10 protein-coding genes are annotated in these 14760 nt (G+C 71.5%); 9 read left to right on the top strand and 1 reads right to left on the bottom strand.

All coding sequences use genetic code 11. The features are described from left to right. Positions 1–21: 21 nt before the first annotated feature. The 9 genes from ABH920_RS13295 to ABH920_RS13255 all read left to right on the top strand — a co-directional run bounded on the left by ABH920_RS13295 (position 22) and on the right by ABH920_RS13255 (position 13091). Positions 22–510, top strand: a complete 489-nt coding sequence (locus tag ABH920_RS13295) for a hypothetical protein (protein ID WP_370349237.1) — start codon at positions 22–24, stop codon at positions 508–510. Then, positions 507–2348 (top strand): hypothetical protein, encoded by a 1842-nt coding sequence (locus ABH920_RS13290; protein WP_370349236.1) that lies wholly within the window; start codon positions 507–509, stop codon positions 2346–2348. Before ABH920_RS13295 ends, ABH920_RS13290 begins: the two co-directional genes overlap by 4 nt. 137 nt (positions 2349–2485) lie before the next feature. After that, positions 2486–2953, top strand: coding sequence for a YbaB/EbfC family nucleoid-associated protein (locus ABH920_RS13285; protein WP_370349235.1), 468 nt, complete (start codon positions 2486–2488; stop codon positions 2951–2953). Further along, on the top strand, positions 2950–3240 hold the full coding sequence (locus tag ABH920_RS13280; RefSeq protein ID WP_370349234.1) for a hypothetical protein: 291 nt from the start codon (positions 2950–2952) through the stop codon (positions 3238–3240). The genes ABH920_RS13285 and ABH920_RS13280 overlap by 4 nt, the downstream gene beginning before the upstream one ends. A gap of 14 nt (positions 3241–3254) precedes the next feature. Then, on the top strand, positions 3255–8201 hold the full coding sequence (locus tag ABH920_RS13275; protein WP_370349233.1) for a hypothetical protein: 4947 nt from the start codon (positions 3255–3257) through the stop codon (positions 8199–8201). A 3-nt stretch (positions 8202–8204) separates the two neighbouring features. Continuing rightward, entirely contained in the window at positions 8205–9884 is a 1680-nt protein-coding gene (locus ABH920_RS13270; RefSeq protein ID WP_370349232.1) for a hypothetical protein, read from the top strand. Further along, a complete protein-coding gene (locus ABH920_RS13265) occupies positions 9877–10242 on the top strand; it encodes a hypothetical protein (protein ID WP_370349231.1) in 366 nt (121 codons plus the stop codon). Before ABH920_RS13270 ends, ABH920_RS13265 begins: the two co-directional genes overlap by 8 nt. A gap of 114 nt (positions 10243–10356) precedes the next feature. Then, positions 10357–11568, top strand: a complete 1212-nt coding sequence (locus tag ABH920_RS13260) for a glycosyltransferase (RefSeq protein WP_370349230.1) — start codon at positions 10357–10359, stop codon at positions 11566–11568. Positions 11569–11798: 230 nt separating this feature from the next. Further along, positions 11799–13091, top strand: coding sequence for a hypothetical protein (locus ABH920_RS13255; RefSeq protein WP_370349229.1), 1293 nt, complete (start codon positions 11799–11801; stop codon positions 13089–13091). 64 nt (positions 13092–13155) lie between these two features. Here the strand turns inward: ABH920_RS13255 and ABH920_RS13250 are convergent, their stop codons facing one another. Then, positions 13156–14676, bottom strand: a complete 1521-nt coding sequence (locus tag ABH920_RS13250; RefSeq protein WP_370349228.1) for an MDR family MFS transporter — start codon at positions 14674–14676, stop codon at positions 13156–13158. Positions 14677–14760 lie beyond the last annotated feature (84 nt).

The raw sequence follows: 14760 nt of genomic DNA, 5'->3' as shown, positions 1-14760 counted from the left end.
AGCCGGAAGTGAGGTGGAAAGGTGACCGGCGGCAGCCCCGACGGTGACATCACCGCGGAATTCACCGCACTGCAGAGGCTGGCCGGCGGGGGGCCGGGGGCGGGGGCCGGTAGCGGCCTGCCCGCGGTCATCACGTCGCTGAGCTCGCTGCAGAAGGACTGCAGCACACCGTTGCAGTTCGCCAGCGGTGTGGCGTTCCCCGACGCCGGTACGTTCGGGGACTACTACACGTCGGTGCTCGACCAGCTGGTCGGCCCGCAGCCGAACGCGGGCATGCAGCTGCTGGTCACGCACGTGACCGCGCTGTCCGACGTCGCGCAGTGGACGACGGCCAACTACCAGAGCGCGGCGGATCTGGAGAAGGCCGGCGCGAGCGTCGTCAACGACCGGCTCAACCAGGCGCTGGCCGACCCGACCGGGACGACGACCGGCACGACCGGAACCACCGGAACGACTGGGACAACCGGAACGACCGGCACCACGACGACCCAAACGGGAGGCACCCAGTGAGCCGCCCCGACCCGGGTCCCAGCTACAGCACGAGCCGCTCGACCACCACCGCCCCGTCGGCGGCCAACGCCGCACTGGCCAACCAGCAGATCGAGGCGATCTTCCGCCCCAACGGCAAGTCCACCCCGATCGACGACTACATCGGCCAGCTCACCACCGTGGCGCAGAACTGGAAGATCAACGCCGGCGTCCTGCAGCAGACGGTCAGCGATCCGGCGACGCCGACCTCGATGGCCGGCCTGATCAGCGCCAACACCGGCGACCTGAAGTGGACCGGTGCCGCGGCCAGCGACTACGGCACCAAGGCCACGGCGACCGCCGCCTACGGGGACCAGATCGCGCAGACCATGCCGAAGATCCAGGGCGTGCTCTCGGGGCTGGCCGGCAACCTGGGCAAGAGCAAGGCCGCCTTCCAGCCGATCTTCGACGCCTGGGGCACGCCGAGCTCGGGCAGCAAGGCGGTGGTGCCGAACGCCATGGCGACGATCGTCTCGACCTGGCTGCCGGCCAACTGCGTCTGGGTGCAGACCCAGCAGAGCGAGCAGTACACCAGCTACTCGGACCAGTCCGGGCCGATGAGCGTCAGTGCCATGATCTACGTCCCGGCGCAGAACATGCACGCTGACCCGTCGAACCCGTACATAGCCAGCACCTTCGACCTGTACGCGCCAGACCAGAACGGCTCCGGCGACTACGGCTACTCGGGCCTGGTCTGGTGCTCCTACAACCCGAACGACACCTACCCGCAGGTCCAGAAGATCACGGTCTTCGACTCGGCCGACGGCAACAACATGGTGACCGAGAAGGACCCGAGCGTCTTCACGGCCGGGTACTTCCAGCACCACTTCTGGCAGCAGTACGGCACGCATCTGCAGGACCTGATGACCATCACCGGGCAGCACTTCACCGACGCCCGGTCCCAGTTCCCGCCGCTCCCGCAGCCCGCCAAGGCCCTGAAGCCGCCGACGGGTGACGGGACCGGCCCGGGCGGGAAGGGCGGCCTCGGAACCGGTGGCCTGGGCGCCGGCGGCCTGGGGACCGGAGGCCTCGGTACCGGCGGCAAGATCGGCAGCCCGGGCGCCACCGGCCTCAAGCAGCCCCCGGTGCCGAAGACGCCGACCGGCCTGACGACCCCCACGCCTCCGCCCTACCACCTGCCGACGCCGAACCCGCCGGCTACCGGCCTGCCGGGCCCGGGCAACGGCGGCGTCCCCGGAGGCAACGGCGGCCTGCCCGGCGGCAACGGCGGTCTGCCGAATCCGCCCGGCGGCACGAACGGCGGCTTCCCGACACCGACCGGGCTCCCGAATCCGGTCACCACGCCGGGCGGCTACACCTCCACGCAGACCGCCGGCTTCAATCCGAACCAGCTCCCGACGGTGACCTCGGGCCTGCCCGGCGGCGGAACCGGCGGCCTCGGAGGTCTCGGCGCCGGCAGTCTCGGCCCCGGCGGCGCGGCCACCGGCCTGGCCGGGACCGGCGGCGGACTCGGAGGCCTCGGTGGTGTCGGCGGCCTCGGAGCGCTGGGCGCCGGCGGCTACGGCGGCGGCGCACCGACCGCGGGCGCCAACGGCGGACTCGGCCTGGGCACCACGGCCTCCGGCGCACCGCTGGCCGCCGGAGAAACCGCGGCCGCGCAGGGCGCACTCGGCGAACAGGCGGCGATGGCCGAGGCCGGCTCGGCCGGCCGCATGCCGATGATGCCGCCGATGGCCCCGATGGGGATGAACGGCGGAAACGGGGATCGCAACCGCAAGTCCTGGCTTCCCGAGGAGGAGGACCTGTGGGGTCTGGCCGAGGGTTCGGCCGCCCCGCCGGTCATCGGAAGCGAGCCCTAAACGGCACCGAGCCTGGGACACCCTGGGCCCGGAAACAGAAACGCCGACGGCGCACCCGCTGCCTGGCGACGTCCACCAAGACGTCGCAAGGCAGCGGCGCCGGGCTCGGCTCGACCACTTGGCGGAAGGCAGGCACCGTGAGCGAGTTACCGACGTTCGCTACCGCGCAATCAGTCGCGCAACTCAAGGCCCTGTATTCCCAGCTGCTCGACGAGGCCGACGACGTCAAGGCCCGGGTCACGGACTTCAAGCAGCGCAGCGCCGCCATCGAGGGCCGGGCCCGCACCCCCGAGGACGACATCCGGGTGACCGTCGGCCCGCACGGCGACCTGCGCACCCTGGAGATCGACCCGCGCGCGTACCGCAAACTCGGCCCGACCGAGCTCGCCCAGGAGATCGTCGAGCTCTGCGAACGAGCGCACCGCGACGCCGGGGAGAAGGTCGGCGACCTGATGAAGTCCGTACTCGGCCGCGACTTCGACGTCGAGGCGTACCTGCGCGGCGACGCGCAGCCGCCGCGGCCCTCGCGGCTGCCGTCCTCGGCCCCGAACCAGGGCCTGGACCTCGGCGAATGGCTCGACCGGCTCAAGGAGGGGAACCTGTGACCGGCGGAGGATTCACCGTCGTCCCCAGCGAGGTCCAGACCAACGGCGCCGAGTTCGCAGCGGTCGCCGACCAGGTGCGCGCCGTGCAGACCACGCTGCTGGCCAAGCTCAACGCCGAGGGCGCCTGCTGGGGCAATGACGAGGCCGGCGCCCAGATCGCCAAGACCTACGTCGAACCGGCGATGAAGGCGCTGGAGCAGATGGACGCGGTGGACGGCGGGGTGTCCGCGATGGCCGACGCCACCGCCAGCTGGGCCAAGAGCTACCAAAGTGTAGAGAAGGCTTAGGGAGGGGCCAGGCCATGTCCGTCCCGCAGTTCGTCCCACCCTGGGGCTGGGCCCAGGAGATGCTGGGGCTGTCCTGGCCGCAGGGCGACGAGGACGCCCTGCGCCGCTGCGGTGAGGCCTGGCAGGAGGCGTGCGGCTCGCTGCTGAACGCCGCCGGCTACGGCAACGACGTGGTCTCGAAGGTCAACTCCGCGATCACCTCCGTGTCCTGCGACGAGTTCAACAACTACTGGTCGAAGTACGTCCAGGGCAACGGCATCCTGGAGCAGCTGGCCGGCCAGTGCGCCGCGATGGCCAACTACGCCGACGCCGCCGCCCTGCAGATCGAGGCGACGAAGATCTCCGAGAACGTCGTCGCGGTCATCCTCTACATCCAGATCCTCGAAGCGCTGGCGGAGATCGCCGCGACCTTCGGCCTGGACACCCCGCTGGTCGCGATCCAGGTCGCCGCCGAGCGCTGGGCGGCGCAGAGCGCGCTGCGCATGCTCATCAAGGGCCTGATAGAAGCGCTGGCCTTCACCTTGCTGCCGGACCTGATCTCCGAGACGGTCCAGATGGTGGAGGGCCACCGGAGCTGGGGCGACTACGACGGCTCGCTGCTGCTGCACGACTTCGAGCACGGCATCCTGCTCGGCGGCCTGTTCGCGCTGCCGGGCCTCGGCGGCCAGTTCGCCAAGCGGTTCGACCTGGCCATGCCGGCCTTCGCCAAGCCTCTGCTCGACAACTCCTTCACCAACAACCCGTTCGTCCGCAAGGGCGCCGGCATGGTCTACGGCGGCGCGTCGATGGTCGGCGGCAACGCGGCGACCTACTACGCGGACCAGGGGATCCAGGACCTCGGCGCCAAGAACTGGGCCGCCGGCGAGCAGGGCCCGTTCGCGAACTGGCAGAAGTCCTTCCTGCAGGGCATGTTCCAGAGCGGGATCCATGGCGCCAAGGACCTCGCGAAGGACCAGATCACCGCCCCGCGCATGACGATCGACACCACCGGCGGCGACAACCTGCTGGTGCACCGCTACGGCGGCGCGATCGATCCGAACGGCGCGAACGGCCTGACCGTCTACCGGACCGGACCGGACCCCTCCCAGCCGCCGACCCGCCTCGGACGCGGCAGCTTCGACGGCGACACCGGGACCCTGACCGTCAGCGACAAGAGCGGCGCCACGACGGACTACCAGGCGGTGCGCGCGCAGACGCTCGACCGCGGCGGCAGCCCGACCGGCAGCGTCACCTACGCGCCCTCGGAGGGCGGCGGCGCGTACGAGCCGACCGGCGTCGTGTCGCACGGCGGCGGCAAGGGCCCGCTGCACGCGGGGACATCAGAGCTCTACGACTCCAACGGTCAGTATCAGGGGACGGCGGTCCGCAACGCCCCGACGCCCGGCTCTGCTCCGGACTCTGCTCCGGACTCCGCGCCGGTCTACGACCCGACGATGCGCCCCGTCGATCCCGGCGCCTCGCACGTCTTCCAGCAGGGCAAGGACCCGGTGGTCGTGGTCTCCGGGGACGGGCAGACCGTGCCGCAGGGCTTCAACCGTCCACTGGGCACCAACGAGGCCGCGGTCTACAACTACGACACCGGGCAGTTGCGGGAGGTCTACACCTACCCCGGCGACAACCCGATCCCGCCGGGCCACCAGGCCGCGTTCAACGCGGACGGCTCGTTCCAGGGCGTCCAGCCGCTCAACGACTTCCTGCGCCCGCAAGGCGCGCCCGGCGACATGGCCGCCGCGCACACCCGCGCCGCGAGCGGGATCGGCCAGGAGGACCCGGCCGTTTCCAGTGATCCCACAGCGGTGCCCGGCGACATCACGCAGGACGGGACCTTCCACGGCCAGAACGACCTGGAGCGTTACCAGCAGCAGTACGCCGCCGAACACCAGCAGGCGGCACAGGCGCTCAGCGATCAAGCCCAACGATTCGAATCCCAACTCAGTGGGACCGCGGCACAACAGCGCGAACTGGTCGGCGTCGGCGCCGTGCATGCCGCAACGTTCACGGCGCTCGGCAGCAGTCACACCGGAAACGGTGGCGGGCGCTCGGATTCCGGTGGCGGCGGTCGCGGCGACGGAAGTCCCGGCGACCCCTTCGGCCTCCCCGACCGTCCCGCGCACATCGCCTCGGTCACCGGCGAAGGCGATCACCAACTGGTGACCGTCACCGACGGCGAGCACAGCACTCAAGTCCGGCTGGACACCACAGAATCCGGCCTCGTCGTGAGCACTCTCGACACCAACGGCGACATCCTGCGCCGGATGGCTGCCTCCGCGGACCCCCGCGCCGGCGCCTTCACGATCTTCGCCCACTCCGACGCGGACGGCATCGTCGTCGGCGGCATGCACCTGCCGTTCTCCGAGCTCGCCGACCACCTCGCGAACGTCCCGAAGGACGTCCCGATCCGGCTCTACGGCTGCGAGGCCGCGGATGGCGCGGCCGAGCTGGCCCGGGTATCGGGGCACGACGTCATCGCCGCCGACGCACCGGTCTGGATCGACCACCGCGGCACCGTCGTCGCCACCGCCCACCAGGTCGACAGCCCGCACGGCCAGCGCCCGGACCTGGTCGACGACGGCACCGGCACCGGACACCTGGCCGGCGACGGCACCTGGAAGCTCGCGCACCCGACCTCCGACGGCCGCGTCGAGACCCGCGACCTGCCGCCCGGCGACCCGCTCCGGCCGCCCTCGGCGCACTTCGACCCGACCGGCGACGTCCTCCAGCTGGCCGGGGACAAACAGCCGGCGCCCTGGGGCTTCAAACAGCTCCGGCGCATCGACCGCGAAGGCTCGCTCCAGGAATCCACCGGCTTCGAACAGAAGCTGGGCGCCTTCGACTTCAAGGACCCCGCGGTCCTGGACCAGGCTCGCAGTGCTCTGCGAGACCTGCGCACGGCGCTGCGCACGCTCAACGACAAGCTGCCGGACGAGTCCCAAGCCGCCTTCGAGCACCGGATCGACAGCGTCTTCCTCAGCGACAAGGCAGGCAACGCGGGCAACGTCGGCACGCACGTCTCCGTCGACACGATCCTGGAGCAGGGCGATGTCCGGGAGACCATGACAGCCCTCTACAACGCCTTCTACATGAACTACGACCGCCCGGAGGTCTTCAAGAACGCCGTCATCCGGGTCGCCGACGCCGGGGACTGGAACCGGCTCCAGGACGCGGGCGTGAACATCGAGAGCCTGCGAGCCCGCTACCGCCAGCTCAACAGCCCGCTGCGGCGCGCGCTCGGAGCCTTCGAAGCCGGACCGCTGGGAGAGAAGATCCTCGGAGCCGGCGGCCACCGCTTCGACCGCGACCCGGTGGCCACCGGCAACGTGATCCGCGGCTCCGACCACTGGATCAAGAACCAGGCGGCCACGATCCGGAGCCAGAAGGGCCGCAACGACCGCCCGGACACCGAGCAGGAGACGTTGGCACGCACCGCGCAGGACTACGCGGATCTCGGGGCGCCGCTCGGCCGGCTGTCCCGGGATTTCGTGCAGCAGCACATGGATCTGCCGGTCGACGACCCGAACGCCAAGCTGCCCTGGCGCGAGGGCGTCACGGTCCACGACACCAAGAGCGCCTGGACCGACGCGACCGAGGAAGCCGGCCTGCCCACGGCCGACGGCATCTCCCTGACCACCACCAAGATGCTCACCTCGGCCGAGCTGCTGGGCCTGGATCCGGCACAGCGCGACCAGTTCCTCAAGGGCCTGATGGCCTGGATGCTGCCCGGCCGGGACCACTCGCTCTACGAGATGGCGCTCGGCGCGCAGATCGCCCGGAGCGGACCGCTGGCCGGCGGTCGGATCGCCGATCGCGTGGACCCGGTGGAGTTCTACCGGCGGGTCCTGGACTGGCACGGCGAGTCCGGGCCGGCCCCGGACGTCCCGCTGCCGCACCAGACGCACTACCAGCACCTGGCCACGGACCCGCAGGGCTTCACCGAAGCCCGGCACAACCGCGCCGACGAGCCGGAGCTGAACGAACTGGTCCACGAGATCTGGCAGCAGCTGTCCGACGGCCACATCACCGACGGCGAGCCGCCGGCCGGCCAGATCCCGGAGCACACGCCGCCGTCCGCGCACATCCCGGAGTACACGCTGCACGCCTGGGCCGAGCGCAACGGCATCGACCCGAACGACCCCGAGGCCGTGCGCGCGGCCGTCGCCGGGCTGTCCGAGGCCCATCTGACCGCGCTGGCCGTCTACACCACGCACAGCCACACGGCCATCAACCACGCGCTGACCGTGGACTCGTTCACCGGATCGCTGCCGGAGTCGATTGCGGACCGGCTCATGCGCACCGAGTTCGGACACACCGCGCGAGTCTCCGTCGAACGCTACCTGTCGGCCCTCGCCAAGGGGGAGAACCCGGGCCGGCTGCCGATCTCCCTGCGGCCGATCGTGCACACCGGCCCCGAGCCGCTGAACAAGAACTCCCCGCTGACTCCCGAAGCCCGGCAATGGATCGACGGCGCGTCCGACGAACGCGCCTACGCCTGGGCCGGCATCAAGGAGCAGGTGAACGAACGGCTGCCCGCGCTGTTCGACGAGATCCGCGTCCACACCGACATGTTCATGGAGGCGCTGCACCAGCTCCCGGCGATGGGCAGCCCGGAGCACCCGATGCTGGTGTTCCGCGGCGACAAGGTCAACCTGCTGAGCCGGGGACGCTACGGCGACCAGGCCACCACCCGGCAGGTGTTCAGCCTCAGCCCGGACCTGGCCACGGCGGTCCACTTCATGGAGACCAATCCCGGCAGCGGGACGCCGACCCTGGTGCTGTACGAGCTCACCGGCAAGAACGCCCGCGACCTGTCGCCGTTCACCGTCTACCGGGGCACCCGCGAGTACGTGTTCCCGCCCGGCGCCCGGACCCACCGGGTCACCGATCCCGAGCGGATCGCCGCGATCCTGGCGCGAGTGCCCGGTCTGCCCGACGGATGCGAGATCATCGTCATGGAGGAGGGCTGATCCATGACCGAGCAGGAACCCGCGGACAGCGCGATCGGGAGCACGGCCGCCGAGCGGTGGCGGACGCTGGCCCGCGTCCACCGGCTGCTCTCGGGCCTGGCCGGACGGCTGCCCGATCCGCTGATCACGCAGGCCCGGGAGTGGCTCGCGCAGGAGGACCTCGTCGGACTCGCCGAGGTCGTCGTCACCACCGCGATGACGCTCGGGGTCAGCTTGACACCACAGGAGGCCGAGACGCTCGCCGCGCTCCCGGCCGCTCCCGGCCGCCGGCCCGGTCTGCCGCCTGAGCTCCGGATCTCCGACGCCGCCGAACAACTGCCGCCTTCCGTGGCCTTCCGGACCGGGCCGCCCGCGATCGCCGACGACCTCGACCGGGCGATGGTCGCCTCGGTGTTCCGCGACCCGAAGGTCGTGGCGGTCCGCCGGTCGACGAGATCCGGGACCGGCCACGGCGACCGGCGCGTGTATCTCCTGGACCTCGCGTCCGGCGCCGAGGCGTGGCGGCTGGCGGCCGAGGCGGGGCGCGCGCTTCAGACGCGAGGCGAGGGAGCCCCGCAGATCGAGGCGTACTGGACCGGCGACCCGCAGACCGGATATCAGCGGGCTGCGCTGGCCGCGTCGCTGCGGCTGTGGGCCCGGCCCGAGCTGCCGGAACGGGGCGCGTCGGTGTTCGGCGCGGCCGTCGACCGCGAGCGGGCCGCCCGCGTCACCGAGTGGTTCCAGTGGTCCGGCGAGGTCTGGGCCACGATGACCCGGCTGCACCGGCTGCTGCTGCGGCTGGCCGCGGACCTGCCCGCCGAGCGGCTGGCCGGGCTGCGGCAGTCGCTGGCCGAGGGCGAGTTGGCGGCGTTCTCCGTCGGCCTGGTCTCGGTCCTGGCCGAGTCGGGCTTCGCGCTGACCCCGGCGGAAGTCGCGCTGCTGCGGGAGATCCCCGGGCAGATCGAGGAACCGGGACTGGATCTGTCGGCGCTGGACCGGGTCCCGGTCAGCATCGCCGGCACCCCGAAACCGGCGGCCGCCTTCGACCTCTGCCCGGCTCCGGACCAGGGCCTGGACGCCGGTCCGACGCTGGTGCTGATGATGGCCTCGCAGCCGGGCGTGCTGCAGGTCTGGCGGGCCTGGCGGGGCAGCGGCGCGGCCGTGATCCCGGTGTTCCTGATCGAGGTCGATCCCGGGCTGGCCGCCTGGGACGTCGCCTTCGACGCGCAGCTGGCGCAGGCCCCGGCCGGACCCGCGCAGATCGAGGTGTTCTGGAGCGGCGAGGCGCTGTCGGAGTTCCACCTGGCCGCGCTGAAGGACGCCGACCCGCTGTGGATCGCCACGCTGGAGGAGTCGCCGCACACCGGCGGCATCCGGAGCACCGGCGTCTACGACTTCGCGGACGACGACGGCGTGCCGCGCTTCGGCGCCGACCACGTGCGGCTGCCCGACCCGGCCGAATGCGACCGCCTGGCCGCGCGGATGATGTCCGGGAACGCCGTGGTGTCGAGCCTCGCGGCGGCCGAGGACGTGATCGATCCGGACCACGGCCGGGTCGTCCCGCAGGAGTACCGCACCGACGGGGAGTGGATCTGGCGCGCGTCGGCCGCGTACTACCTGGCCGAGTACCAGCTCGCGCCGCATCCGGATCTGCTCGCGCACCTGCGGCGGATGGAACGAGGAGCGGACGTCGCCGATGCCTGAGCAGGTTCACATCGCCCGAGTCCCGGTGGACAGCGGCATCATCGGCCCGATTCTCGAGGACGCCGAACGCGAGCGCGTCGCCGCGTTCCTGGCCGCCGGCGCGCCGATCCTGATGACCACGGCCCTGAGTCCGGACAAGCTCGATCCCTCGCGCGGCAAAGTGGTCGGCGCCTCGTTCCGGACCGACGGCACGTGGGTGTGGAGCGACGGGCTCGCGTACTACGTCCGGGTCCACGGCCTGGCGCCCGAGGACGATCTGCTGATGTGGATCAGAGGGCTGAACTACCGGTGCGCGACGCCCGACAAGGCCGCGATGGACGAGGCTCTGGACGCGTTGTACGCGTCGTTCCGTTCCTGATTCCGCGACACGCCCCGGCACGCGGGGAGGAGCCATCCTGCGCATTTCCCGGATGGCGGAGCGCTACGGTATGTGCGCGTAACGGACATACCGCCCGCCTGAAGGGACGCCGCCGTGAGCCAGCCGACACCCGCGCAGTTGCCGTCGATCCTGCCGGGGCCCAGGCCCGACGACGTGGACGGGGCGGCGACCCCCGAGGAACGAGGCCTGGCCGACACGGCGGCGGCGTTCCGCCTCACCGGGCGCGCGTCGATCTGCCTGTGCATGATCGTGAAGAACGAGGCCGCGGTCATCGAACGCTGCCTGGCCTCGGTGCGCGGACTGGTCGACTACTGGGTCGTCTCCGACACCGGATCGACCGACGGTACCCAGGACCTGATCCGCGCGGCGCTGGCGGACGTCCCCGGCGAACTGCACGAGGACCCGTGGCGCGACTTCGGCCACAACCGCTCGCTGAACCTGGAACACGCCCGGGGCAAGGGCGACTACCTGCTGCTCGTCGACGCCGACATGGTCCTGCGTCGGCACGGCGAGCTCCCGCCGCTGACCGCGGACTCGTACATGATCCGGCACCTCGGCAACCAGGAGTACCGCAACAAGCGGCTGGTCCGCGGCAGCCTGCCGTGGCGCTACGTCGGCTCCACCCACGAATACCTCACCACCGACCGCGCCGACCGGGAGCTCCACGAACTCCACCTCGACGAGCTGGTGGTCGACCACTTCGCCGACGGCGGCTCGCGCGCCGACAAGTTCGAGCGCGACATCCGCCTGTTGTCCGCGGACCTCGAACGGGATCCGGGCAACACCCGCACGGTGTTCTACCTCGCGCAGACGCGGCGCGATCTCGGCGAGCGCGGAGCGGCGATCGCCTTGTACCGCCGGCGGGTGGAGATGGGCGGCTGGGCCGAGGAGGTCTACTTCTCGCTGCTGCAGATCGGGGAGCTGACGGCGGACGCCGGCGACTGGCCGGCCGCGATGGACGCCTTCGTCCAGGCCTGGGAGTACCGGCCGCGGCGGCTGGAGGCGTTGTACGAGCTCGCATCGCGGCTGAGGCTGCGCGGGCAGTATCAGGCTGCTTATTCATTCGCCAGCGCCGGGATCGGTGAGCCACAACCGGACGACGTGTTGTTCGTGCGGCCGTGGGTGTACCGGTGGGGGCTGCTGTTCGAGCTCTCCATCAGCGCGTACTGGGTCGACGACTTCCGGGGCTCGGTGCGGGCCTGCGACATGCTGCTGGAGATGCCGGAGCTGCCGGACCTCCACCGGGAGCAGACGGTCGCCAATCGCGAGATGTCGGTGCGGCGGCTCGTCGAATCTCGTCGTTGATATGAGGAATGCGGTGTGCTGTCGCGGCCCGATCACCCGCTGAGCGTGGTCTGACCTCGACGGATCGGCCGAGCGAGTGAGGAAGACGGCGATGCCGTTTCGGTGCGATCAAGCTTCGGGCAACCAGAGGTCTGAGGCCAGTCGCCATTCTTCAGATTCACTCGGGAAAGGGCTACTCCAGCATGCCGCAAGAATCTCAAAGGTCGGTGGGGACGCTCCAGAAGTGCGTCATGGTGACTACCGGCCTGACGGTGCTCGCCGGCGCGACGCTGACGGTCGTCGGCGTTCAGCACGGCACGGCGCACGACCACCGCGCCCGCACGGAGGCCGCGGCGAGCACCGCGCCGCTCGCCGCCGCCGCACCGGTCGACGCGGCCAAACCGCTCAGCGCCGCCGCGTTCTCGGCGCCGCCGGCGGCTCGGGTCGCGGCTCGGGTCTCGGACCGGACGACGCTCAGCGCGGCCGTACACCCGGCGCTGCACCAGGCGGCGATCCAGCAGGCGGCGATCCAGCACGCGTTCACGCCGAAAGCCGACGGAATGCCGTTGCCTCCTCCGCAGCCGCCGCACGTGTACGTGCCCCGTCGGCACTTCGAGCCCGCACACCACCACCGCGTGGCGCACATGCCGTGCCACCACAAGCCGCACGAGAAGTGCGAGTGCGTCGGGAAGCAGGGGCCCACCGGTCCGCGCGGGCCGAAGGGGGCTCGTGGGCCGATGGGGCTGCGGGGGCCCGCCGGTCCGGCTGGCGCCACTGGCGCCACCGGGATGAAGGGTGACACGGGCACTGCCGGACCGGCCGGTCCTGCCGGCGCGACCGGTTCTGCGGGCCCGGCTGGTCCCGCCGGGCCTCAGGGTGTTCCTGGAACTCCGGGCACGGCAGGCCCTGCCGGTCCTGCCGGACCCGCCGGCCCTGCCGGTACCCCCGGCGCGACCGGCTCTGCAGGCCCCGCCGGGCCGGCTGGCGCTGTCGGTCCCGCCGGTCCCGCAGGCCCTGCGGGCACCCCCGGCGCGACCGGGTCTGCAGGCCCTGCCGGCCCCGCAGGTCCTGCCGGTCCTGCCGGCGCTGTCGGTCCTGCCGGCCCCGCAGGTCCTGCCGGAGCAGCCGGCCCCGCCGGTCCCGCCGGCCCTGCCGGAGCGACCGGCCCGACCGGCCCCGCCGGCCCGGACATCGACATCGCCTTCCACAGCGACGAGTTCGCCGAGCAGGTCACCCTCAGCGGCAATGCCCTGAACTACCGCCTGATCGACAACAGCCTCCGCGGCCCCGCCCAGTCTCTGAGCACCGGGCTCCTCGGCATCGGCTACCCGGGCACGACCGCCGACCACGTCGTCGACGTCTCGGAAGCCATCCAGCACGACCACCTCTACGTCAACGTCGTCACCGCCGGCGGCCACGCGGCCGAACTCGTCTGCACGCTCAGCGGAACCAACGGCCTCGACAATGGCGCCACCCCGACCGTCGCCTGCAACCGGGGCACGACCACCAACCCGATCTACTGGGTCACCATCCCGTTCCCGTAGACCGCACCGCGCGCCGAACGGCCCCGTCGCAACAGCGACGGGGCCGTTCCACGTCTCAAGCTCCTTACCCCTCCACAGACGCCGAGGCCAAGCGTTCCGCGGAAGCCGTCCCCGGGTCCGCCACAGGCGCCCGCTGCGCACCGGGCAGCGTCAGCGACAGCAGCACCGCGACCGCGGAGAACCCCACCGACCACCAGAACGCCGAGTGGAACGCGGTCACCGGCGTCCGCGGATGCGCCGCGATGCCGCTCTGCAGGATCACCGCCAGCACCGCCGTCCCGAACGAGCCGCCGATCTGCTGCGCGGTCCGGGTCAGCACACTGGAATGCGGGATCTGGTGCTTCTCCAGCCCGACGTACCCGGCGACCATCACCGGCATCGTCACGGCCCCGAGCCCGAACCCGCGCAACACCATCCAGCCGGCGAGCTGCCATTCGGCCGTGTGCGGCCCGGCCAGCGCGAACGGGACGGTCGCGACGGCCACGATGGCGAAGCCGCTCAGCGCCAGGACCCGCGTGCCGAGCCGGTCGATGGCGCCGCCGGTGACGATGCGCGACAGGATCGTGCCGACCCCCTGCGGCACCAGCAGGATGCCCGCGGACAGCGCCGAGGCGCCACGCACGTCCTGGTAGTACAGCGGCATCAGGAGCATGGCTCCGTACAGCGAGAAGCCGGAGAAGAACAACACCGCCGACGACGAGGCGACCGACCGCCTGGCGAGCAGCCGGATCTCGACGAGCGGACGGCTGGCGCGCAGCGCGTACCCGACGAACGCGGCCAGCAGCGCGCCGCCCTCGATGAGCGGGAGGATCACGTCGGTCTGGCCGAAGCCGGAGCCGGTACCCGCGTTGGCCAGGCCCAGCAGCACGATCGAGGTCCCCGGCGCGAGGAGCAGGAGCCCGGGCAGGTCCAGCTTCGCCTTGCTCCCGGCGGCGCCCGAACCTCCCGACCCCGGCGCGGGCGCGTCGTCGATCTTCAGGTAGCGCCAGGCGAGGAACATGCCGATCAGGCAAAACGGCACGTTCACCCAGAACATGTAGCGCCACGACAGGTGCGTCAGGATCGCGCCGCCGATTACCGGACCGAGGATCGGCCCGAGCAGCGCGGGCAGGGCGACGTAGGTGACGAGCCGCCCGAGCGACTTCCCGCCGGCCGACTGGAAGATCAGCGTCGTCATCAGCGGGAGCATGAGGCCGCCGCCGAGTCCCTGCACGACCCGCCAGCCGATCAGCGCCTCGACGTTCCACGCCAGGCTGGCCCCGACCGAGCCGACGAGGAACACGGCCAGGGAGAACATCCACACCCGCTTGCCGCCGAAGCGCTGAAGTCCCCACGTGCTCAGCGGCACCGCGATCCCGAGCGCCAGGAGATAGCCGGTCGCCACCCACTGGATGGTCGAGACCGAGGCGTCGAGCTTCGCCGAGAGCGTGTGCAGGGCGACGCTGACGATCGTGGTGTCGAAGATGACGGCCATCGCACCGACGATGAGGATCAGCGCGGTCTTGACGACCGCCGGATCCAGTTTCCCGTCCGCGTCCCCGCCCCCGCCTGCGGGCTTCGTCGCTGTCCTTGCTGTCTCTGACATGGCTGTCCCCTCACTTCCGCTCCACTTAAGAGACGGAAACCTCTCTTAGCGAGAGTAGCCGGACTCGATAAGAAATGGAAGCCA

Source organism: Catenulispora sp. EB89 (assembly GCF_041261445.1).
In the GTDB taxonomy this organism is placed as follows: Bacteria; Actinomycetota; Actinomycetes; order Streptomycetales; family Catenulisporaceae; genus Catenulispora.
The sequence above is the reverse complement of the archived record's forward strand: the minus strand, read 5'-3'. Positions and strand labels throughout refer to the sequence as shown.